The sequence below is a fragment of the Kitasatospora sp. NPDC052868 genome, from assembly GCF_044547105.1.
Taxonomy (GTDB): Bacteria; Actinomycetota; Actinomycetes; order Streptomycetales; family Streptomycetaceae; genus Kitasatospora.
Genome location: NZ_JBITZW010000007.1, coordinates 289,332 through 310,955 on the forward strand (window position 1 = coordinate 289,332; position 21,624 = coordinate 310,955).

Sequence of the window (21,624 nt, forward strand, 5' to 3'; positions counted from 1 at the left end):
GGCCGTGGTGCCTCAGCTCTGGTTGTAGAACCCGGTCTCGTCCAGCGGCCGGTCGATGACCATGACCTCGACGTCGGCCGGGGTGAGCAGGAACACCCGCCGGGCGATCCGCTCGATCCCGCCGCGGGTGCCGAAGATCAGCCCGGAGGCGAAGTCGACCATGCGCTTGGCCTCGGCCTCGTCCATCTCGGTGAGGTCCATGACCACCGGCGTGCTGGCGCGGATGTGCTCGCCGACCGCCCGAGCGGCCTCGAAGCCGGTCGGCCGCAGGGAGACGATCTTCGTGGGGGCGGGGGCGGCGGACACCGTCTCCTGCTCGATCCACTCGTCGTCGTACACCGCGGCCGGGTAGTTACCGGAGGGCATCAGCCACCCGTTGTGGTGCTCGTCGCGAAGTGCTCCCATGCCGCGCCTCCCTGCCTCGTCCCGTACGCGTCCCCGGTGCGCGTGTCCTTTTGACACGTCATCCACTCGTCGGAACTGTCCGAGTATCGCACTGATCACCGGTCCCGTGCCCGCTCGCGACCCCCGTCCGAGTCGTGCCGCGCCGGAAACCCGGGCGAACCCGGGCAACTGTTGCGACGCAGCAGCTCGCCGTACGGTTGCGCGCGTAGACCATATCGGTCGCGGTCACCGCTTAATTGACCTTCTGTCAACAATGCGGAAACGATTTCACTCGCCGGTGACGCCGTCCACGAGCTCGCGGAGCAGATCGGCGTGTCCGTTGTGCCGCGCGTACTCCTCGATCATGTGGACCAGGATCCATCGCAGCGTCACTTCCTCGCCCCGGCGCAGCCGCTTGCCGACGGTCTCCAGCGGAAGGCCCTCGGCGGCCCGGCGGGCGGCGTCGATCTCGGCCCGCCAGGTGGCGAAGTCCTGCTCGGCGTCGGCGGTGTCGACGTTGTCGAAGTCGCCGTCCGGGTCCGCCTCCGTCCAGTAGTGGCCGGTCTCGAAGGACCCGCCGAGCAGGATGCCCTGGAACCAGTGGCGCTCGACCTCCGCCATGTGCCGGACCAGGCCGAGCAGCGAGAGGCCGGACGGCGGGACGGAGCGCAGCCGCAGCTGCTCGGGCGTCAGGCCCTCGCACTTGACGGCGAGGGTGGCGCGGTGGAAGTCGAGCCACGCGGTCAGCATGGCCGTCTCGTCCGCGGCGAAGGGGGGATCGATCCGAGGGGTGGTGGTCGTCATGGCGGACATCCTGGCGCAGCCGCGCACCGGAGGCGACCGAATAGTCGGTCTCCCGGCATCGGGCTGTTCCCCCGGCTTCAGGCGGCCGCCGTGCGCCGGCGGGCGGCGCGCCAGAGCGTGACCACGCTGCCCAGGGTGAAGGCCGCTATCACGCCGGCCGACACCAGGAACGCCGCCGAGCCTGGCTCGCTCGCGCTGGCCGCCGCCGTGACGTAGACGGCGGTGGTCGGCACCACGCCGAGCGCGGTGGCGGTCAGGAACGGCGTGAAGCGCACGCCCGAGAACGCCGCGCCGTAGTTGGCCGCCTGGAAGGGCATCCCGGGGAACAGTCGCAGCAGCAGCACGCTGCGAAAGCCCTGCTCGGTGAAGCGCCGGTCCAGCGCGGTCAGCATCCGCCCGCGCAGGTACGGCCGCAGCGCCTCGCGGCCGAGCAGCCGGCCGAGCGCGAAGGCCGCCGCAGCCCCGAGGGTGGTGCCGAGCACGGCCATGAGCAGGCCCTGCTGGATGCCGAGCAGCAGCCCGGCCGCCGCGTTCAGCGCCGGGCGCGGCACGAAGGCGAGCGTGCCCACCGCGTACACCGCGGTGAGCAGCGGGAGCCGCCAGTACCCCGGCACCCCGTCCGGCAGCCCGCCGGTCAGCAGGGCGGTCGGGCTCCAGAGCAGCAGCGAGCCGGCCGCCGCGCCGAGGACGGCGACCAGCAGGGCGAACCGCAGCCACGGTGAGCCGGGGGCACGCCGGGCCGGGGCGGCGGGCTGCGGAGGCGCGGGCGGCGTGGCGTCGGGCATGGGCCGAGCCTAATCGGTGCCCGGCGGGGGAGCCGCGGCGGCCGACGGGCCGGTCGGTCGAGCTCAGCGGGCCGGGCGGCCCGCGGCGGCGAGGAAGCCGAGCAGGCGGTGCCAGGCGTCGGACGCGGCGGGGGCGTGGCCGGTGGCGGCCAGCTCGAAGAAGTTGTGCGGGGCGCCGGGGTAGGTGACGAACTCGTGCGGGCAGCCGGCCGCGGTGAGGGCGGCCTCGAAGGCGGTGACCGTGGCGGCCGGGATCGCCTCGTCCGCGCCGCCCCAGAAGGCGAGGACCGGCGCGCTGAGGCCCGGGGCGAGCTGGGTGGGGCCGGGGGAGCCGTTGAGGGCGTCGGGGTAGCCGTAGAAGCCGACCGCGCCCGCCAGGCCGAACCGGGGTGCCGCGGTGCGGAACGCCTGGCGGCCGCCGAAGCAGAAGCCGAGGGCCACCACCTCGCCGGCGCCCTCCTCCCGCAGCCGGTCGGTGGCGGCGGCGATGTCGCCGTCCAGGCCGTCCGGGGTGAGGGCGAGCAGATGCGGTAGCAGCTGCGGCATTTCCCCGAATTCCGGTGAACGGGTTTCCGGGTCGGCGCCGGCGGTTCGGCCGAAATAGTCGACGGCGATCGCCGGGTGCCCCTGCCCGGCCAGCCGAAGCGCGGTCTGCCGGTAGAAACCGGAAAGGCCCCTGTTGTCCGGCAGCACCAGCACGCCCGGGCCCGCGGGGCGCTCCGGAAGGGCGAGGAAGGAGGCCACCGCGGTGCCGTCCCCCGCTACCAGGGTGAGTGCCCCGGCTTCGGCCACGGCGGTGGTGGCGGGGCCGAACACGGGCGGGGTGGCGGTTGCCTCGTAGCACACGGCTGGGAATCCCTTCGCTGGGTCGCACGACTGCCGGGCGCGCAGCGGTGCGCGCCCGGCAGTCGGCGATATTAGCGATAAACTCCCCGGAATTCATGCATCATATCGCCGGGGGATTTCTTTTGGAAGCCTTTTCCGGTGACGGTGTGGTCACATTTCCGCCGGTCGGGAAATCCGCGGCCTGCATTTCCGTGGCGGCGAGGTCGGCGTCGCCCGGTTCGGCCCGGCGCAGGGCGCCCGCGCTGAGGGTGAGCGCGAGGGTCAGCGCGGTGACCAGACCGAAGGAGACGGTCAGCGAGGTGGCCTGGGCGAGGGTGCCGATGATCGCCGGTGCGATCAGGCCCGCGGTGTAGGTGACGGTCGCCACGCCCGCGATGGACTGGCTGGCGTTGGAGCCGATCCGGCCGGCCGCCGCGAAGGCCAGCGGGACGACGACCGCGATGCCGACCCCGATCAGGGCGAAGCCCGGGATGGCCAGGGCCGGGGTGTCGGCGGCCACCACCAGGAGGCCGCCCGCGGTGGCGATCGCCCCGCTCAGCCTGGTCGCCCGGACGGCGCCGAGTCGGCGGATCACCGCGTCGCCCGCCAGCCGGCTGACCGCCATGGTGAGCGCGAACGCGGTGTAGGAGACGGCCGCCAGGGTGGCGGAGGCGCCGGTGACGTCCCGCAGGTAGACACCGCTCCAGTCCATCGACGCACCCTCGGCGAACACCGCGCAGAGGCCGACCAGGCCGATCACCAGCGAGCTGCGCGGCGGCAGCGCGAACCGCGGCGGCGCCTGCTCCTCCTCCGCCGCCCGGAGATCCGGCAGCCCCCGGCAGACCGACTGCGCCAGCGCGAGCAGCACCAGCGCGGTGACGGCCAGCTGGAGGCGGGCGTCCAGGTCCCGGTGGGCGGCGAGGATGCCGAAGGCAGAGGCCAGCAGGCCGCCCGCACTCCACATCCCGTGCAGGCCGGACATGATCGAGCGGCCCAGCCGCTGCTCGATCTCCACGCCCTGCGCGTTCATCGCCACGTCCGCCATGCCGGCCGTCGCCCCGAACGCCAGCAGTGCCAGGCAGAGGACGGGCAGCGAGGGGGCGAGTGCGGGCAGCGCGAGCGCGAGGCACCAGAGCGAGAGCAGTCCGCGCACCGCCGCCCGGCCGCCGTAGCGGTGGACGAACCGCCCGGCGAGCGGCATCGCGAGGGACGAGCCGATCGCCGGCATCACCAGTGCCAGGCCGAGCTGGCCGGTGGAGAGGTCCAGGCGGTCCTGGATCCAGGGGATGCGGGTGACGAAGCTGCCGCTCACGGCGCCGTGCACGGCGAACACGAGGGCGATGCCGATCCTCGCCCGGCTCGGGGATGCCAGGGAGTCGAGCGGTGGTCGTGTGGTCAGGCTGTCGGTCATCCGTGCGTCCCTCCCGGTCGCGCGTCCGGCGCGACGGTGCCCTGGTGGTTGCCGTTGATATGTGCCCGTGTGGTGCGGTTCGCGCACCCCGGGCCCATTCGATAAATTATCAGGAAGGGACCCTGATAGAAACACTCTGGAAGGATGCTCTTCCATGACCACCGCGCGTACGGCCACGCCGAGCACGGCCCGGGCGATCAACGACCGGCTGGCACTGGACCTGCTGCTCGAACAGGGCCCCCTCACCGCGACCGAGCTGCGCGAGCTCACCGGGCTGTCCCGGCCCACCGTCGCCGACCTGCTGGAACGCCTGCAGCGCGGCGGCCTGATCGCCGTCGTCGGCGAGCGCGGGGAGCAGCGGCGCGGCCCCAACGCCCGGCTCTACGCCCTGGTCGCCTCCCGGGCCCACCTCGCCGCCGTCGACGTCCGCGAGGGCGGCGCCAGCCTGGTCGTCGCCGACCTCACCGGACACACCCTGGGCGCCGCCGAGGTACCGGTCGAGGGCCTCGGCGACGACGGCACCGCCGCGCGGATCGTCCGCACCCTGCTCGACACCGCGCGGGAGGCCGGCGTGGAGCAGCTGCACACCGTCGCCGTCGGCGCCCCCGGACTGGTCGACCCGGCCACCGGGCGGCTGCACAGCACCGGCGCGCTGCCCGCGTGGCACGCCGAACTGCTCGCCGCGCTGCGGGAGCTGCCCGGCACCGAGGTCATCCTGGAGAACGAGGTCAACCTGGCCGGCCGCGCCGAGTACCGGATCGGCGCCGCCCGGGACCGCGACACCTTCGTCCTGATGTGGCTCGGCCACAGCGTCGGCGCCGCCGTGATCCTGGACGGGAAGCTGCGCCGCGGCGCCTCCGGCGGCACCGGCGAGATCTGCTTCCTGCCCGTCCCCGGCACGGTCGGCCTGCCGGACGCCACCAGCTGCGAGGGCGGCTTCCACGACCTGGTCGGCAGCGCCGCCGTCTGCGGGCTGGCCCGCGCCCACGGCCTGCCCGCCGACCCGGCCGACGACGCCTCCGCCGCCGAGGCCGCCGTCCACGCCGCACTCGGCGCGCTCGGCGAGGGCGAGCCCGGCGGGCCCTTCCTGGACGAGCTCGCCGAGCGGATAGCCATCGGGGCCGCCTCCGTCTGCGTCGTCCTGGACCCGGGCTGCGTCGTCCTCGGCGGCGAGACCGGCCGGGCCGGCGGTGCCGAGCTCGCCGGGCGGGTCGAACGCCGGCTCGCCGTCCTCTCCCCGCTGCGCACCGAGGTCCGGGCCGGTACGGCGGGCGGCGGCGCGGTGCTCGGCGGCGCGGTCCTCACCGCGGGCGACGCCGTCCGGCGGGACCTCTTCGGGGAGCCGTAGACCCGGTCCGACCATGCCTTGGCCCCCGTCGCGGTGCTCCGCTTCGCGGAGCCGGCGCCCGGTACGGCAGGATGGCGGCGGCGGGCCGGCGCACACCGGCCGCGCCCCGTTTCGAAGCGCCGCCCCCGAAGCGCCGTCTCCGAACCGCTGTTCCCGAACCCCTGTTCCCGAACCACCGTCAGGAGTCGCACATGGGCCAGCCCGAGGTGCCGGTCAACCCGTACCGCATCGGCGAGGCCGCGGCGATGCTCGGCGTCAGCGCCGACACCATGCGGCGCTGGGTGGACGCCGGCCGGGTCGCCGCCGAGCGCGACGAGCACGGCCACCGGATCATCCCCGGCGCCCAGCTGGCGGCCTTCGCCCGGGAGCTGGCCCGCCCGGAGAACGCCGAGGCCGAGGGCCGGCCGTCCTCCGCCCGCAACCGCTTCCCCGGCATCGTCACCGATGTGCTGCTCGGGGACGTCGCCGCACAGGTGGAGATCCAGGCCGGCCCGTTCCGGGTGGTCTCGCTGATCAGCCGGGAGTCCGCCGAGGAGCTCCGGCTGGTGCCCGGCGCACCCGCGACGGCGGTCATCAAGTCGACCAATGTGATGATCGAGCTGCGCTAGGGCCTGTCAGACGCGGTCCAGCCTCGTCAGACGCGCCGCAGTCCCGCCGGTCCCGCCCGATTCCTCCGAACCGCCCCGTGAGAGGCCAGGTATCGATGCCCCGTCCGCCGCTGCCGTCCACCCAGAGCGCCGTCTTCGCGGTCGAGGCGATGGCCGCCCGGCACGGCCGGGAGGTCCGCGCCGTCCACGACATCGGCCGCGACCAGACCTTCGCCGGACTGGTCGGCGACGGCGGCGGCGAACCGGACGCGATACCGCACGAGGCCCTGCTGGAGCTCGGCGGCCGCCCGGCGCTCACCGTCCGGCTCTTCGCCCACGAGGACGCCGTGGTCCGCGTCGAGGGCATCGACTTCGACGTGCCGCGCGACAGCGTGCCCGCCTTCCTGCACGCGGTGTGGAGCGGCCTGGTCCAGGTCAGGACGCGCACCTTCCCGCCGTCCACCACCCTGGTCGTCACCGTGCCCGGCGAGGACGCCTACCGCGAGCACATCGGCGTCCATGACCTCACCCCCTGGCTCGCGGGGCTGATCCGATGAGCGCCCCCGCCGACCGCCACCCGGTACTCGCCGTCGCCCACCGCGGCGACCCCTACCGGTACCGGGAGAACACCCTGCCCTCCGTCGAGTCCGCGCTCGCCGCCGGCGCCGACGCCGTCGAGGTCGACGTCCAGCTCACCCGCGACGGCGTGCCCGTCCTGCTGCACGACGAGACGCTGGAACGCCTCTGGGGCGATCCGCGGCCCATCCGCCGGGTCACCCTCGACCAGCTGGACGAGCTGCGCGACGGCCACCTCGCCGTCCCCACCCTCACCGAGGCGGTCAAGGCCGTCACCGCGACCCCGGCCGCCCGGCTGCTCATCGACCTGGACGACCCACGCCCCGCCGCCGCGACCTGGGCCGCCGTCACCGGCCTCGGCGCCGAGCGGCGGGTCGCCTTCTGCGGCCCCGCCACCGCCATGCTCGCCGTCCGCGCCCTCGCCCCCGAGGCCGAGATCGCGCTCACCTGGAAGCAGCCCCGGCTGCCCGCCGCCGAGCTGCTCGCCGACCTGCGGCCGCGCTTCCTGAACCCGCCGTTCGGACTGGTCACCACCGACTTCACCGCGGCCGCCCGGGACGCCGGCCTCGGCGTCTCCACCTGGACCGCCGACCTGCGCCGCACCATGCGCCGACTGCGGTCCGCCGGCGTCGACTCCATCACCAGCAACCGGATCGGTGTGCTGCGCAGCGTCCTGGACGGCCGCCGATGAGCCCCGCCGACCCCGCCGTGCTGAGCACCCGCGCGCTCGGCCGCGCCCTGCTGGCCCGTCAGCACCTGCTCGCCCGCACCACGACGGCCCCGGCCGCGATGATCGAACACCTCGGCGGGCTGCAGGCCCAGGCCGCGCCGCAGCCGCCCTACCTCGGGCTGCTGGCCCGCCTGGACGGGTTCACCCCCGAGCAGCTCAGCGGGCTGATCGAGCGGCGCGAGGTGGTCCGGATCGCGCTCCAGCGCAGCACCATCCACCTGGTCACCGCGGCGGACTGCCTGACGCTGCGCCCGCTCGTCCAGCCCGTCCTGGCGAAGGGCCTGCTCAGCAGCTACGGCAAGCTGCTGGCCGGCCTGGACCTCGACGCCCTGATCGCCGAAGCCCGGGTGCTGCTGGAGGAGCGCCCGCGCACCTTCCAGGAGCTCGGGCCGCTGCTCGCCGCAACCCGGCCGGATCGCGATTCGGCCGCCCTGGCCCAGGCCGCGCGCTGCCTGCTGCCGCTCGTCCAGGTGCCGCCCCGCGGCCTGTGGGGCCGGGGCGGGGCCGCCGCGCACACCACCGCCGAGGCCTGGCTCGGCCGCCCGCTCGACCCGGCGCCCTCGATCGACGCGCTGGCCCTGCGCTACCTCGCCGCGTTCGGTCCGGCCCGCGCCGCCGACCTGCAGAAGTGGTGCGGCCTCACCGGGCTGGCCGCCGTGCTGAAGCGGCTCGCGCCGCAGCTGGTGACCTTCCGCGACGAGCAGGGGCGCCTGCTGTACGACCTGCCCGACGCGCCCCGGCCGGACGCCGACACCCCGGCGCCGGTCCGGCTGGTCGCCCCCTTCGACAACCTGCTGCTCTCGCACGCCGACCGCACCCGGGTGCTGCCGGAGGAGTACCGCGGCCGGGTGATGACGCAGAACGGCATCGTGCACGGCAGCGTGCTGCTGGACGGCCTGGTCGCCGGGAGGTGGGAGCTGACGGAGGGCCGGGGCGGCGGGCGCACGCTCGTCGTTCACCCGTACGGCTCAGTGAGCCGGGCCGACCGTAGTGCGGTGGAGGCGGAGGGCGAGCGGGTGCTGGCCTTCGCCGGCGGGGGAGAGGCCGTCCGGATCGAGGCGGTGGAGTAGTCGGGCGTCCGACCGCCGGGGCTCAGGCTACTGACGGTCCCTCCCGGCGGGTGCCGTTCCGAGGCAAGGCGTGGCGAGCAGGTGATCAGATCATCTGTTGAGATTGGTGAATCCGGACCAATCGACCCAGGCGGAGGTGGGCATGCCGGGGGAGCCTCCGCCCAACGGTGCACCGCAGGAGCGTCCGGTGGACGACCGCAGGCCGTACCTGATGCTGCCGCCGGCGCTGCGGGCGGCGGCCTCCTGGTCGGTGGCGGTCATCCTGCTCATCACCGTCGCCTCGCTGGTGGTCTTCGCCGTCGTCGAACTGCGCGCCGCCACCATCCCCGTCCTGCTCGCCCTGCTGGGCACCTCGCTGCTCTACCCGGTGATGCCCTGGATGGTGCGGCGCGGCGTCGGCCGGGGGCTTGCCGCCGGGCTGACCTGTGCGGTGCTGGTCCTGGCCGTCGGCGGGGTGATCGCCCTGCTGGTCAACTCGCTGGTGCACAGCGCTCCGCAGATCACCGAGGCGCTCAAGCAGGCGGGGGACCGGCTGGCGGACTGGCTCGGCCCGGTCGGCGAGCAGATCCAGCACGCGCTGGACAGCAGCACCGGCGAGGGCGGTTCGCTGGTCTCCGCGCTCGCCGGCGGGGTGCTCTCCGGCCTGGGCTTCGCCACCGAGGTCCTGACGGGGGCGGTGCTGGCGCTCGCCCTGGTCTTCTTCTTCCTCCGCGACGGCCACCGGGCCGAGGAGACCGTCCGCGCCCACCTCTCCCCGCGCAACGCCGAGACGGTCGTCGCCTGCGGCCGCCAGGCCTTCGACGCGATGGCCGGCTTCATGCGCGGCACCAGCCTGATCGCCCTGATCGACGCCGTGTTCATCACCGTCGGCCTGGTGGTCCTCGGCGTCCCGGGTGCCCCGGGGCTCGGCGCCCTGGTCTTCATAGGCGCCTACATCCCGTTCGTCGGGGCGTTCCTCAGCGGCACGGTGGCCGTGCTGGTCGCGCTCGCCGACGGCGGACTCGCGATCGCGCTCTGGGCGCTGGGCATCGTCCTCGCCGTCCAGGCGATCGAGGGCAACATCCTGCAGCCGCTGATCCAGAGCCGCACGGTGGAGCTCCACCCGGCCACCATCATGGTGGCGGTGGTGGCCGGCGCCGGAGTCGCCGGCATTCTCGGGGCCCTGCTGGCCGTCCCGCTCTCGGCCGCGGGCGTCGGCATCGTCTCCGTGCTGCGCGGCACCGACGGGCGCTCCCGCCGCCGCACCCGCCGGGCGGGCAAGGGCGGCGAGGCGCCGGACCCGAGTGGGGAATAGCCGGCCGCCCCCGGCGTCCGGGCCGCACGGCATCGCCGCGGGCCCGGACGGTGGAGCCGTGACGGGCGGTCACGGCCGGCTGCGCAGCAGGTCCTCCAGGTCGGCGAGGAGGCTGAGCGCGGCGCTGCGGTCGGCGGGGGCGACGGGCGCGGGGGTGCGCTCGGCGATCACCCGCAGGGCGGCGGCGGCCTGCCGGGCGAAGAGCGCCAGCAGGTCCAGCTCCGGAAGGCTGGAGCGGGCCTGCGGGGCCGGGTCGAGGACCTCCAGCACGCCGAGGACCCGGGTGCCGTGCACCAGCGGCGCCGCCATCAGGGAGTTCGGGACGTAGGCGGTGGACTCGGCGAAGTCCCGGTCGAAGGTGGCGTTGGCGGCGAGGTCGTCGACCACCATCGGCTCGCCGGAGGCCGCGACCCAGCCGGCGATCCCGCTCCCGGCCGCGAAGCGCCGGCCGACCAGGGACTCCTCGCCCCGGCCGGACACCGCCTGGAAGACCAGCTCGCCGGCCGCCTCGTCGAGCAGGCAGACCGAGCCCGCCTCGGCGTCGAAGATGGCCCGTGCGACGTCCACCACGGACTGCAGCAGCTCACGGGCGAGCGGGTCGGGGGGCTCGGGGGTGCCGGTGGCGGTCACGGGTTCAGTACTGCTGGTCATCGGGCGACTCCGTGGTGGGGGCGGACGGGCGCGGGCCGAGCCGGACGTTGGCCGCGGTGAGGTAGAGCGCGTCCTTCAGCTGGAACGTGGTCAGCCTCGGGTGCCGGGACAGGATCCGGGCGCAGAGCCCGGCGACGTACGGGGTGGCGAAGCTGTTGCCGGTGGTGCGGATCGTGGAGCCGCCGAGCCAGGGCACCCGGACGTTCTGGCCGGGCGCGAAGAACTCCACCGGCGGCTCGGGGTTGTAGAGGTGCAGGTCCGGGTCGTCCTCCTGGTGGCTGCCGACCGAGATCACCGAGGAGAACCGCCAGGGGAAGCTCTCCACCGGCGTGTTGTGGGCGGAGGCGACGATCGCGGTGCGGGCGAAGTACGCGTCGTCGGCGAGCGCGTGCAGCTCCTCCAGGAAGCGGGTCCGGGTGGTGGAGAGGCTGAGGTTCACCACGTCGAAGCGCTGCTCCACCGCCCAGCGCAGCCCGGCGAGCAGCATCTCGCCGGTGCCGGAGAAGCGCTCGCCGAGCACCCGGACGCTGTACAGCTCGCAGTCCGGCGCGGTGCGGCGGATGATGCCCGCGCAGGCGGTGCCGTGGCCGCAGGTGTCGCCGGTGGTGGTGGGGCGGACGACGGTCTCCTTGGTGTGCGGGTCCTTGCCCACCACCCAGGAGCCCTGCAGCGGACCGACCAGCGGGTGGTCGCGCTCGATGCCGGAGTCGACCACGCAGACCCGCACCCCGCGGCCGGTGCCCTCGTCGGCGCCGGTGGGGGTGCCGGTGTCGGCGAGCACCGGGACGTCGTCGGCGCCGCGGCCGCGCAGGCTCCAGGTGAGGCCGGCCGGGGCGGTCATCGCGGCGGCTCCCCGGTGGCGGCGGCCAGCCGCTCGGCCCGGCGGACGCCGGGCAGGTGCCCCTTGGCGGCGTACCGGGCCCGGGCGGTGTCCGCCGAGGCGGCCGCCTCGGCCGTCCGGCCGAGCAGCAGCAGGGTGTGCGCCCGGTCGAGCGCGGTGAGGGCCTGCAGCAGCGGGGAGTCGGTGTCGGCCGCGGCGTGCACGGCGGCGTCGGCCAGGACGAGCGCCGGGTCGGCCTCGCCGCGGGCGGCGGCCAGCCGGGCCCGCAGCCCGTCCAGTTCGATCGCCGCGATCGGCGGGAGGTCCTCGGGGGCGCCGAGGCCGTCCAGCCGGCGGGCGGCGAGCGCCGGGCTGTCGGTGTCCAGCAGCAGCCGGGCGGTGTCCAGGCCGATGCCGGTGAGCAGGGTGCCCGCGCCGAGCCGGCGGCCGTTCTCGGCGGCCTCGCCGAGCAGGTCCAGGGCCTGCGCGGTGCGGTCGGTGAGGGCGGCGACCTGGGCGGCGTAGGCCGGCAGGAAGACCAGCGCCTCGGCGAGCGAGAGCTCGCCCGCGAGGTCGCCCGCCTCGGCGAGCAGGATCTCGGCCTCGGCGGACCGGTCCTGGAGGGCGAGCAGCACGGCGAGCGGGCCGTTGAGGGCGATCCGGACGGCGCGTCGGCCGCCGCCGTGCCGGGCCAGCAGCGTGCGGCACTGGGCGGTGGCGGCCGCCACCGGCTCGGGGCCGCGCAGCAGCGAGGCGCCCAGTACGCCGAGGACGGCGGCGCGTTCGGGCTCGCCGTCGGCGCGTACCGCGTGGGCGAGGGCGTGGTCGAGCAGGCGGTCGGCCTCGCCGTGCCGGCCGGCCAGGCGGTGCCGCTCGGCGAGGTGGAGCCGGGCGCGGGCCTGGCCGGTGTCGTCCCCGGCGGTCTCGAAGAAGGGAAGGACGGCCTCGGCGGTGGCGGCGGGCTGGTCGGGGCCGGGCGGCAGGCCCAGCGCGGCGAGGGCGAGTCGGGCGTGGGCGGCGTCCAGCCGGCTGCCGGCCGTGTCGCGGACCTGGATCAGCACCGCGCGGCCCTCGTCGGTGCGGCCGAGCGCGATCCGGGCCTCGCCGAGCCGGCGCAGGGCGGGGCCGGCACCCGGTTCGCCCGGGTAGTGCAGCCCGGCGGCGCGCTCCAGCAGCTCGGCGGCCGCGGGCAGGTCGGTGTGGGCCAGGGCGCGTTCGCCGGCCAGGCCGAGGGCGGTGGCGGCCCGGGTGCGCAGCGCCTCCGTCCGGCCGTCGAGCAGGCCGAGTTCGAGGCGGTAGCGGTGGGCGCGCTCCAGGTGCCCGCCGACGGCCGCGTCACCCCCCTCGCGCACGCTGGGCAGGCCGGCGGCGCGCTCGTGCCGCTCGGCGCGGGCCCGCTTGGACATCGACTGGTAGGCGCTCTCCTGGACGAGGGCGCTGCTGAACCGGTAGGTGCCGGGGCCGGCCGCCTCGACCAGGGAGCGGCGGGCGAGCTGGGCGAGGGCGGCGTGCAGCCGCGGCGGGGTGGCGGGGCCGTCGGGCGCCTCGCCGTCGGCCGGCAGGCCGTCCAGCGGGCCGGTGAAGACATCGTCCTCGGGGTCGGCGAAGGCGTCGTTCTCGGCTCCGGTGCGCGCCAGTTCGGCGATCTCGGCGGTGCTGAAGGCGCGGCCGAGGATGGCGGCCAGGTCGAGGGTGGCGCGCTCGTCGCGCTCCAGCTCGTCGATTCGGGCGCTCAGCAACGCCCGGCCGGTGGGCGGGAGTTCGTCGTCGAGGGTGGGCTCGTCGGCCTCCGCGAGGGCGGCCAGCAGCTCCTCCAGGTGCAGCGGGTTGCCCTCGGCGCGTTCCAGCAGGCGGACCGGGACGGCGTCCTGGTGGGCGCTGAGCTCGGTCAACTCGGCGGCCAGCAGGGCGGATTCGTCCCAGGAGAGGCCACCGAGCGGGAGCGTCGGCAGGTCGGGGCGGGAGGAGGCCAGCTCCGGGCGGGCCGCGCAGAGCAGCAGCACGGGGGCCGGGCCGAGCTCGGCGACCAACTGCTCGACCGCGTCGAGCAGCACGGGGCCGGCCCACTGGCAGTCGTCCAGGACCAGGACGGCCGGGCGGGTGCGGGCGTGGGTGCGCAGCAGTGCGGCCAGGGCGGCCCGGATCCCGTCGGGGGAGGCCGCGGCGGCGAGGGCCTGGTCGGCGGCGGCCCGGTCGGCCGGGGCGACGTCGGCGTCGGCGAGCAGCGCGTCCACCGCCTCGACCAGCGGGGTGAGCGCTCCGGCGGCGCCGTGTCCGCCGTAGCTGCGGCAGCGGCCGGTGCCGACCGCGGCGCCGCGCCGGCCGGAGCGGTCCAGCCAGTCGCGCACCAGCCGGGTCTTGCCGATCCCGGCCTCGCCGCTGACGACCAGCAGCTCGGCGCCCTCGCTGCGCGAGACCCGCTCCAGCGCGGCGTCGAGCAGGGCGAGTTCCCGGGTGCGGCCGACCAGCGGAACGTCGAAGCGGCGCAGCAGCTCCGGGTCGTCCTCGTCGAGCCCGAGCAGCCGGTAGCCGGTGACCGGGTCGGTCTTGCCCTTGAGCTGCAGCGGGCCGACCTCGTGGACCTGGGCGGCCGGCCCGGCCGCGCGCAGGGTCTGCGGGCCGATCAGCACTTGGCCCGGGGCTGCGAGCTGCTGCAGCCGGGCGGCGATGTTGACGGTCTCCCCGGAGATCAGCGCCTGCCGCGCCGAGGCGTCCGAACCGGCCACCACCTGACCGGTGTTGACGCCGATCCGGACGTCCAGGCGGACCCCGAGGGTGGCGTCCAGCTCGGTGTTGAGGTCCTCCAGGTCGTCCAGCATGGCGAGCGCGGCGGCCAGCGCCCGGCGGGCGTCGTCCTCGCGGATCACCGGGACCCCGAACACCGCCATCACCGCGTCGCCGATGAACTTCTCCAGCGTGCCGCCGTGGGCCTCGATCTGGCGGTGCATCTGCTCGAAGTAGCGAAGGGTGACGGCCCGCAGGGTCTCCGGGTCGAGGGTGCCGGAGAGCGGGGTGAAGTCGACCAGGTCGCAGAAGACCACCGTGACCAGCTTGCGCTCCTCGGCGGCCACCTCGGGCGCCGCGCCGCGGGGCGAGCCGCAGGAGGGGCAGAACTGGTCGGTCGGGTTGGGAAGATGGGCGCAGAGTGGGCAGGGCATGGTGGCAGTCCTTCGCTGTGCGGAGTCGGCGTGGCGCGGGGAGGGCGGGGTGCGCTGGCCGGGCGCGGGCGCCGGGTCAGCCTGCCGCCGGGGGCTTCGGGCCCGGTTCGAAACCGCCTAGCCGGCGGTATGTCCGCAGCTGGGAGGGGGTGCGGGCCGGGCCGGGGCCGTCCCACCGGCCCCAGCCGTACCGCTCCCGGCCCGCTGACCTGCGGCCATACCGCTTGCCAACCGCTTTCGAAGCCCTGGCCAGGCCGGTCTTCCTACCGTCGGTGCAGCGGCGGGCACCCGTCGGCCGCTCCGCTGCGGGTACGGGCAACCGGCGTGCCGTCGGCGGGAGTCGGGTCAGATCGAGCCGACCGGTCCCGGTCGGGTCGTCCAGCGAAGGGGAACGCCATGAACGAGAACATCGAGCCCGTCGTCGGCGAGGACAACGAGGGGACCCCCGAGGTCGTGGCGCACGCCGCCGGCGTCCTCGACCTGCAGAGCCTGAAGGCCTTCAAGGACGCCTCGGACGACGGCTGCTTCAGCCTCATCAGCTACGTGAACTCCGGCGACACCACCGCCTGAGGGGTACCTCGCGCACGGTTCCCCGGTACGGGGGCGGTACCGCCACCCCCGTCCGGCGGGCCGTCGGACGGCACCGCGGCATCGGTCGGCACCGGCCGGCACCGGGGCGGCCTCGTCGGGGCGGGGCCGCCCCGCCCCGCTCCCTCTCCCGCCACCGGAGGACCCGTTGAAGAGCCTGCCGAGGACACCGCCGCAGACCGTCCAACCGCAGACCGTGCAAACGCAGACCGCACCGCCGCACACCGCCCAACCGGACATCGCACCGCCGCTCACCGCCGAACCGCAGAGCGCCCGACCGCCGAGTGCACCGCCCGCTCCGCCGGCCTCCCCGCTCGGCGCCAACCGGGACTTCCGCCTGCTCTGGGCCGGCGGCCTGCTGGCCTCGCTCGGCGCCCAACTCTCCTCGATCGCCCTGCCGCTGCTGGTCCTGCGGGAGACCGGCTCGGCCGCCCGGGCGGGCGCCATCGGCACCGTCTCGGTCGGCGCACTGCTGCTCACCATGCTGCCCGGCGGCGTGCTCGCCGACCGGATCGAACGCCGCCGACTGATGCGGCTGTGCGACGTCGGCAGCCTGCTGGCCGTCGCGGCGCTGGTCCTGGCCGTCCTGCACGGCCACGCCCCGCTGCCGCTCGTCCTGCTGGTCGCCGCCGCCGGGGCGCTGATCTCCAGCGCCTACGGCCCGGCCGCGTCCGGACTGCTGCGCGCCGTGGTGCCGCCCGAGCAGGTCCGGGCCGCCGCCTCCCGGATGCAGGCCCGCGGCGCGGCCGCCCGGCTGGCCGGGCCGCTCGGCGGCGGCGCCCTGTTCGCCTGGCACCCCGTGCTGCCCTTCCTGGCCGAGGGCGTCGGACTGCTGCTCTCGACCGTCTGCGTGGCCCTGATGCGGACCCGCTCCCACCCCGCCAAACGGGCCGGATCGGCCTTCAGCAAGGCCGAGTTGACCGCCGGACTCGCCTTCATCTGGCACCGGCCCTATCTGCGCACCCTGCTGCTGATCTTCGGGCTGGGGATGAACTTCGCCTTCAGCGCCCTGATGTTCGCGACCCTGGCCGTGGCCTCCGACGGCGGCCGGTCCGGCGTCGGCGGCGGCACCGTCGTCTCCTGCACCGCCGCCGGGGCGCTGGCCGGCGCCCTGCTGGCACCCCGGCTGGACGCCCGGGCCCGCAACGGCAGCCTGGTCGCGGTGAGTTGCTGGGCCGCGGCGCTGACCGCCGGCGTCCTGGTGGTGATCCGGCTGCCGCTGCTGATCGGGCTGCTGTGCGCGGTCTGCATCTGCCTCTCCACGGTGGCCAGCATCGGCTTCGTCTCCGGCATGCTGCTCGCCGCGCCCCCGGACCGGATCGGCCGGGTGCAGAGCGCGGCGGGCTTCCTGTCCACCCTCGTCCAGCCGTTCGGCCCGCTCGTGGGCGGCCTGCTGCTCGGCGCGCTCGGCGGCGGCGCGACCTTCGCCCTGCTGGCCCTCGTCATCGCGCTCTGCGCCGCCGTGGTGACCTGGGCGCCCCCGGTGCGGCGCGGCCCGGCACCGCAGCCCGCCGGGGCCTGAGCCCGCTCGGGAGCCTACGTGCAGGCCCCGGGCACCCACCCCGACCGGAACGTCCACCCGTGCGAAGGAGGCGCGCCATGGCCGGCGCCCAGGAGACCCAGCTGTACTGCCTCGCCGACCGCACGTACTACGACACCCCCGGCCGGCTCCGCGACCGCGCCACCCGCTACCCGCTCGCCCAGGCCGAGCCGCCCGCCGGCTGGCGGCGCACCGGCCGCGGCCTGTGGACCGTGCTGCGCCCGGACGGCGTCGAACTCCCCGAGCAGGGCTGGAAGATCCACGTCTCCACCGTCCCCGCCGAGGCCGAAGGCACCCTCGCCGAGCTGTACCGGATCTGCGTCGCGGCCCGGGTGCCGTTCAAGTTCCTGCGCAGCGCCCAGGCCCTGAGGCTGGCCAACGGCAAGCACATGCCGCGCGGCGGCAGCGGGAAGTTCGCCGCCGTCTACCCGGCCGACGAGCGGTCCTTCCTCGCCCTCGCCCGGGAGCTCGCCGAGGCGCTCGACGGCCGCCCGGGCCCCTACGTGCTCACCGACCTGCGGATCGGCCGCGCCCCGGTGTACGCGCGCTACGGCGCGTTCGTCGAACTCTGGTGCCAGGACGAGCAGGGCCGGCCCGTGCCCGCACTGCGCGCGCCCACCGGGGAGCTGGTGCCGGACCGGCGGGACCCGGTGTTCCGGCTGCCCGCCTGGGTCACCCTCCCCGAGGAGCTGCGCCCGCACCTGGCGGCCCGCCAGACGGCCGGGGCCGGCGACGACCTCCCGTACCTGATCCGCGAGGCCCTGCAGTTCTCCAACGCGGGCGGCATCTACCTCGCCGAGCACCGGGAGACCGGCGAACGCGTGGTGCTGCGCGAGGCCCGCCCGCACGCCGGGCTCGACGCGGCCGGCGACGACGCCCTCACCCGGCTGCACCGCGAGGACCGCGCCCTGCGGCGGCTGGCGGGTCTGGACTGCGTCCCGAAGCCGTACGGCGTCCACACGGTCTGGGAGCACACCTTCCTCGCCACGGAGTACATCGGGGGCGTCCAGCTGTTCCGCGAGGTGATCCGCCGCTACCCGCTGGTGCACCAGGACTGCACCCCCGGGCAGCGCGCCGAGTACGTCGCCTGGGTGGACGGCGTCGTCGCCGGGCTGGAGAAGGCGCTCGGCGCGCTGCACGAGCGGGGCGTGCGCTTCGGGGACCTGCACCCCGCGAACGTCCTGCTCCGGCCGGACGGCTCGGTCGCTCTGGTCGACTTCGAGTACGCCGACGAGCTGACCTCCCGTCTGGTCCCGCAGGCCGGTGCGCCCGGCCTCCAGCCGCCGCCCGGGCTGGACGGCGCCGAGGCCGACCGGTACATGCTCTGGGCCACCTGGCTGATGATGCTGATGCCGATCATGGAGATGGCCGACCGCGAGCCGGCCAAACTGGCCGGCCTCGAACGGCGGGCCCGCGCGTGGTTCGGGCTCGGACCGGACGCCGGACCGCCCCGCCCGGCCGTACCGGCGCCGGCCGCCCACGGCGAGGACCGGATCCGGCTGTTGCTGGACGCCGACCGCCCCGACCTTCCCGCCGTCCTGGCCGACCTGGTCGCCGGCATCCACGCCGGGGCCACCCCCGAACGCGCCGACCGGCTCTTCCCCGGCGACCCGGCCGGCTTCACCGGCGGCGGCACGGGCGTCGCCCACGGCGCCGCCGGGGTGCTCTACGCCCTGCACCGGACCGGGTCCCGCCACCCCGCCGAGTACACCGACTGGCTGGTGGCCGCCGCCCGCCGCACCGGCCGGCCCGGCACCGGAGGGCTGTTCGACGGACCGCTCGGCACCGCCGTGGTGCTGGCCGCGCTCGGCCGCCGCGAGGACGCCGCCGAACTCGCCGAGCGCGGCCGGCGCACGGCCCCCGGGCCGAGCGCCGCCCTGTTCGGCGGCCGCGCCGGGGCGGCCCTCGCCCGGCTGCGCCTGGCCACCGCGCTCGGCGGCGCCGCCGGGCCGGACGAGGCGCTGCTCGCCGAGGCGCTCGCCGACGCCCGGGCGCTGGACGCCGCGGTCCGCGGCGAGTCGGTCGAGGGCCCGGCCGCACCGGAGGCGGCCGGCCTGCTCTACGGGGTGGCCGGCCTCGCCCTGCTGCACCTGCGGCTGCACCGGCAGACCGGCGAGCCCTGGCTGCTGGACGCCGCCCGGGTGGCGCTGGAGCGGGCGAGGGCGCAGTGCGTCCGGGTGCGGGACGGCTCGGTGCAGGTCAAGGACGGCAAGCGGCACCTGGTCTACCTGGACCGGGGGAGCAGCGGCATCGCCCTGGTCGCCCAGGAGTACCTGGCCGCCCGGCCCGAGGCCGCCGACGACCCGGCCTGGCGGGGCTTCGCCGCGGATGTCCGGAGGGCCTGCGCCCCCGGGTTCCTGCGCGAGCCCGGCCTCTTCCGCGGGCGCTGCGGGCTGACCCTCGCACTCGACCGGCTCGACCGGCTCGACCGGCTCGACGGACCCGACCTGCCCGACGGACGGCAGGCCGACGTCCGCGAGCAGGTCAGCAACCTCGGCTGGCACCTGGTGTCCCGTCCGGAGGGCCTGCTGGTGCCCGGCACCAGGCTGCGCCGCTTCTCCGCCGACCTGCACACCGGCGCCGCCGGGGTGCTGCTCGCCCTGCACACGCTGTCCGCGCCGTCGGCCGACAGCCTGCTGGACGTCCTCACCCTGGGCTGAGCGGCCTGGGGACTCCACCCCGGCTACCCGACATTGCCCCCTTCGGCGGACCCGTTCGGGGTGCCGGTGTCCTTGCAGAACCTGACGGTGCCGGTGTTGTCGACATAGCGGGCTGCCACCCAGCCCTCCCGGTCGCGCAGCAGGTACCAGATGTCATTGCCGAGGACGTCCTGGGCGCGGACCTTGCAGCGCAGGCCGACCTGGGCCCCGGAAGGCAGGGTGCCGATGACGGAGGAGTCGGTACTGGGGAACTGGCGTACGTTGGACCCGTCATTGCTGACCACGGTGCCGTACGGTTCGCTGGGCGTGGAAGCCATCTGTTCCTCCGTGCATGCGGAAAACGGCTGCGCCCGGGGAAGGGCATCCTCCCCGGTCGGCGGCGGACAGGCCCGCCGCGTGGAACATGATGCCGGGCCCGGCATCCGCGCAGGGCATGACCAAGCGGACCCTGCCCCGAAAGGATGAAGACGGCCGCGACCGGTCGGAAAGCCCTATCGACAGATCAAAGAGGCGGGCCCCTACGCCAGGTCGCCCTCGGTGATCCCGGCCTGCTCCCGGGCGTGCAGCTGGGTGAGCCGGGGCAGCGCGTACAGCGCGGCGTGCGCGGTGACCTCGCCGACCGGGGAGGTGACCGCTCCGGTGTCGGCCAGGGCCTCGAGAGTCCGCAGCGCGACCCGTTCGGGCCGACCGAGCGCCGTGGCGGCCTCCGGCAGGGTGAACAGCAGGGACAGCGGCAGCGCGGCCAGCCGTCCGAGCGCGAGCCGGCCCTGGTCGGTGAGGTCCCGCCAGCCGGAGTCCAGCCGGGAGCGCACCGCGACGTCCCCGGCGACGAGTTCGTCCAGCGCGGCGGCCGGATCGGCCAGCCGGGCCGCGTACTCGCCGAGCGGCAGGTGGCGCAGCACGGCCAGTCTGGTCCCGCTGACCCGGACGGCCAGCGGCAGCAGTCCGCAGGCCTCGACGATCCGCCCGGCGGCGGACCGGTCGGTGCCGATCCGGCCCGGTCCGATGATCCGGCCGAGCAGCTCCAGGGCCTCGGTCCGGTCGAAGAACGGGACGCTGACCCGGTGGACGGAGGCGAGTCCGGCGAGCTGGCTGCGCGAGGTCACCACGGCGGCGCTCGGTCCGAAGCCGGGCAGCAGCTCGCGGACCACCGCCTCGCCCGGCGCGTCGTCGAGGATCAGCAGCATCCGCCGCCCGGCCAGCGAGGCCCGCCAGAGTGCGGCGGCCTGCGCCGGGTCGGCCGGTCCGTGCTCGGACTGGCCGGTGAGCGCGGCGAGTTCGGCCAGGACTTCGGTGACCGGCCGGGGCGTGCCGTCCTCGGTGCGCAGCCGGACCAGCAACCGGCCGTCGGGGAAGCGGTCGGCCAGCAGGTGGCCGGCCCGTACGGCGAGTGCCGTCTTGCCGATCCCGGCCGGGCCGGAGAGTACCGCGACCCGGCCGCCGCCGTTGCCCAAGGCGTCGAGCAGGTCCCGCAGTTCGTCGGAGCGGCCGGCGAAGTCGACGGTGTCGGCGGGCAGTAGTGATCCGCCCTGGCCGGCGCCCTGGGCCGGTCTCGCGGCGCCGGCCGGGCGGGCCCGGCCGCGGGCCAGCAGGGAGCGGTACAGGGCGGTCAGGGCCGGGCTCGGCTCCAGGCCCAACTCCCGTGCCAGCAGCTGGCGGTGGGTGTCGTAGACGGCGAGTGCCTCGGCCTGTCGGCCGGACAGGTGCAGGGCGTTCATCCGGGCCGCCTGGAGGCGTTCGCGCAGCGGGTGGCGCTCGGCGAGCTCGGCGAGCTCCTCGGCCACCGCCGCCGCGTTGCCGAGCTCCAACTCGGTCTCCGCCCAGTCCTCGTGGACGCCCAGGCAGCGGGCCTCCAGGCGGTCGGCCTCGGCCCCCACGGCGGGGGAGCAGCGCAGGTCGGCCAGCGGCGGGCCCTGCCACAGGTCGAGGGCCTGTCGCAGCAGCCGGGCGGCCGGGGCGAGGGCGCCGCCGTCGGCCGCGGCCCTCCCGGCCCGGGCCAGCGCGCGGAAGTGCAGGACGTCCAGCTCCGGTTCGCCGACCTTCAGCAGGTACCCGCCGCCCGAGTGCAGCAGCCGGCCGGGTTCGTCCTCCCGGCCGAGCAGGGCGCGCAGGGTGCTGACGTACACCTGGAGGTTCTTCCGGGCGGTGCGCGGCGGCTCCTCCGGCCAGACGGCGTCGGTGAGCAGCTCGACCGGGACGACGGTGTTGGCCCGGCTCAACAGAACGGCCAGCACCAGTCGTTGCTTGAGCGGCCCGAGGGCCAGCGGCCGTCCGGCGGCCTCGCCGGCGAGCGGGCCGAGGACGGAGAACCGCAGCCGGGTGGGCTGCGCTGCGTCGGCGGGCGGTGCCAGGGGCATCGGCTGTCTCCGGGGGCCGTGGGGCGGACGGGGGGT

19 protein-coding genes are annotated in these 21,624 nt (G+C 75.9%); 9 read left to right on the forward strand and 10 right to left on the reverse strand.

Features of this window, described 5'->3' with window-relative positions:
* Positions 1-12: 12 nt before the first annotated feature.
* From ACIGZJ_RS15025 to ACIGZJ_RS15045, 5 genes are all read right to left on the reverse strand, one after another.
* Positions 13-405: a cell division protein SepF gene (locus tag ACIGZJ_RS15025; RefSeq protein WP_392932626.1), complete on the reverse strand. Its 393-nt coding sequence runs from the start codon at positions 403-405 to the stop codon at positions 13-15.
* Between the two features lie 267 nt (positions 406-672).
* Positions 673-1,188 (reverse strand): DinB family protein, encoded by a 516-nt coding sequence (locus tag ACIGZJ_RS15030; RefSeq protein WP_396457593.1) that lies wholly within the window; start codon positions 1,186-1,188, stop codon positions 673-675.
* Between the two features lie 77 nt (positions 1,189-1,265).
* Positions 1,266-1,973 (reverse strand): TVP38/TMEM64 family protein, encoded by a 708-nt coding sequence (locus tag ACIGZJ_RS15035; protein ID WP_396457594.1) that lies wholly within the window; start codon positions 1,971-1,973, stop codon positions 1,266-1,268.
* Positions 1,974-2,036: 63 nt separating this feature from the next.
* Entirely contained in the window at positions 2,037-2,819 is a 783-nt protein-coding gene (locus tag ACIGZJ_RS15040; RefSeq protein ID WP_396457595.1) for a dienelactone hydrolase family protein, read from the reverse strand.
* A 100-nt stretch (positions 2,820-2,919) separates the two neighbouring features.
* The gene (locus tag ACIGZJ_RS15045) at positions 2,920-4,209 is read right to left on the reverse strand and encodes an MFS transporter (protein WP_396457596.1); all 1,290 of its coding nucleotides are present in this window, start codon (positions 4,207-4,209) and stop codon (positions 2,920-2,922) included.
* A 154-nt stretch (positions 4,210-4,363) separates the two neighbouring features.
* Here ACIGZJ_RS15045 and ACIGZJ_RS15050 point away from each other — a divergent pair, with 154 nt between their 5' ends.
* The 6 genes from ACIGZJ_RS15050 (at position 4,364) to ACIGZJ_RS15075 (ending at position 9,814) form a co-directional block, all read left to right on the forward strand.
* Entirely contained in the window at positions 4,364-5,557 is a 1,194-nt protein-coding gene (locus tag ACIGZJ_RS15050) for an ROK family transcriptional regulator (RefSeq protein ID WP_396457597.1), read from the forward strand.
* 191 nt (positions 5,558-5,748) lie between these two features.
* Positions 5,749-6,165 carry a molybdopterin-binding protein gene (locus tag ACIGZJ_RS15055; protein ID WP_392932639.1) on the forward strand — a complete coding sequence of 139 codons (417 nt, stop codon included), beginning with the start codon at positions 5,749-5,751 and terminating at the stop codon, positions 6,163-6,165.
* Positions 6,166-6,260: 95 nt separating this feature from the next.
* The gene (locus ACIGZJ_RS15060; RefSeq protein ID WP_396457598.1) at positions 6,261-6,701 is read left to right on the forward strand and encodes a hypothetical protein; all 441 of its coding nucleotides are present in this window, start codon (positions 6,261-6,263) and stop codon (positions 6,699-6,701) included.
* A complete protein-coding gene (locus ACIGZJ_RS15065) occupies positions 6,698-7,411 on the forward strand; it encodes a glycerophosphodiester phosphodiesterase (protein WP_396457599.1) in 714 nt (237 codons plus the stop codon). Before ACIGZJ_RS15060 ends, ACIGZJ_RS15065 begins: the two co-directional genes overlap by 4 nt.
* The gene (locus ACIGZJ_RS15070) at positions 7,408-8,520 is read left to right on the forward strand and encodes a winged helix DNA-binding domain-containing protein (protein ID WP_396457600.1); all 1,113 of its coding nucleotides are present in this window, start codon (positions 7,408-7,410) and stop codon (positions 8,518-8,520) included. The genes ACIGZJ_RS15065 and ACIGZJ_RS15070 overlap by 4 nt, the downstream gene beginning before the upstream one ends.
* Positions 8,521-8,731: 211 nt before the next feature.
* Positions 8,732-9,814 (forward strand): AI-2E family transporter, encoded by a 1,083-nt coding sequence (locus tag ACIGZJ_RS15075; protein WP_396457669.1) that lies wholly within the window; start codon positions 8,732-8,734, stop codon positions 9,812-9,814.
* A gap of 69 nt (positions 9,815-9,883) precedes the next feature.
* Here ACIGZJ_RS15075 and ACIGZJ_RS15080 read toward each other — a convergent pair whose 3' ends face one another.
* Genes ACIGZJ_RS15080 through ACIGZJ_RS15090 form a run of 3 tightly spaced genes read right to left on the reverse strand, consistent with a single transcriptional unit; the run spans position 9,884 to position 14,443 of the window.
* A complete protein-coding gene (locus tag ACIGZJ_RS15080; protein WP_396457601.1) occupies positions 9,884-10,465 on the reverse strand; it encodes a GAF domain-containing protein in 582 nt (193 codons plus the stop codon).
* Complete coding sequence (locus tag ACIGZJ_RS15085; protein ID WP_396457602.1) at positions 10,449-11,306, reverse strand: S8 family peptidase; 858 nt, start codon at positions 11,304-11,306, stop codon at positions 10,449-10,451. The genes ACIGZJ_RS15080 and ACIGZJ_RS15085 overlap by 17 nt, the downstream gene beginning before the upstream one ends.
* On the reverse strand, positions 11,303-14,443 hold the full coding sequence (locus ACIGZJ_RS15090; RefSeq protein ID WP_396457603.1) for an adenylate/guanylate cyclase domain-containing protein: 3,141 nt from the start codon (positions 14,441-14,443) through the stop codon (positions 11,303-11,305). The genes ACIGZJ_RS15085 and ACIGZJ_RS15090 overlap by 4 nt, the downstream gene beginning before the upstream one ends.
* Positions 14,444-14,839: 396 nt before the next feature.
* Here ACIGZJ_RS15090 and ACIGZJ_RS15095 point away from each other — a divergent pair, with 396 nt between their 5' ends.
* From ACIGZJ_RS15095 to lanKC, 3 genes are all read left to right on the forward strand, one after another.
* Positions 14,840-15,013 carry a hypothetical protein gene (locus ACIGZJ_RS15095; RefSeq protein ID WP_396457604.1) on the forward strand — a complete coding sequence of 58 codons (174 nt, stop codon included), beginning with the start codon at positions 14,840-14,842 and terminating at the stop codon, positions 15,011-15,013.
* A gap of 214 nt (positions 15,014-15,227) precedes the next feature.
* Complete coding sequence (locus ACIGZJ_RS15100) at positions 15,228-16,553, forward strand: MFS transporter (protein ID WP_396457605.1); 1,326 nt, start codon at positions 15,228-15,230, stop codon at positions 16,551-16,553.
* Between the two features lie 77 nt (positions 16,554-16,630).
* Positions 16,631-19,231, forward strand: a complete 2,601-nt coding sequence (gene lanKC, locus ACIGZJ_RS15105) for a class III lanthionine synthetase LanKC (protein ID WP_396457606.1) — start codon at positions 16,631-16,633, stop codon at positions 19,229-19,231.
* Between the two features lie 23 nt (positions 19,232-19,254).
* Here lanKC and ACIGZJ_RS15110 read toward each other — a convergent pair whose 3' ends face one another.
* On the reverse strand, positions 19,255-19,548 hold the full coding sequence (locus tag ACIGZJ_RS15110) for an SH3 domain-containing protein (RefSeq protein WP_396457607.1): 294 nt from the start codon (positions 19,546-19,548) through the stop codon (positions 19,255-19,257).
* A 201-nt stretch (positions 19,549-19,749) separates the two neighbouring features.
* Positions 19,750-21,588, reverse strand: coding sequence for a BTAD domain-containing putative transcriptional regulator (locus ACIGZJ_RS15115; RefSeq protein ID WP_396457608.1), 1,839 nt, complete (start codon positions 21,586-21,588; stop codon positions 19,750-19,752).
* Positions 21,589-21,624: the final 36 nt, after the last annotated feature.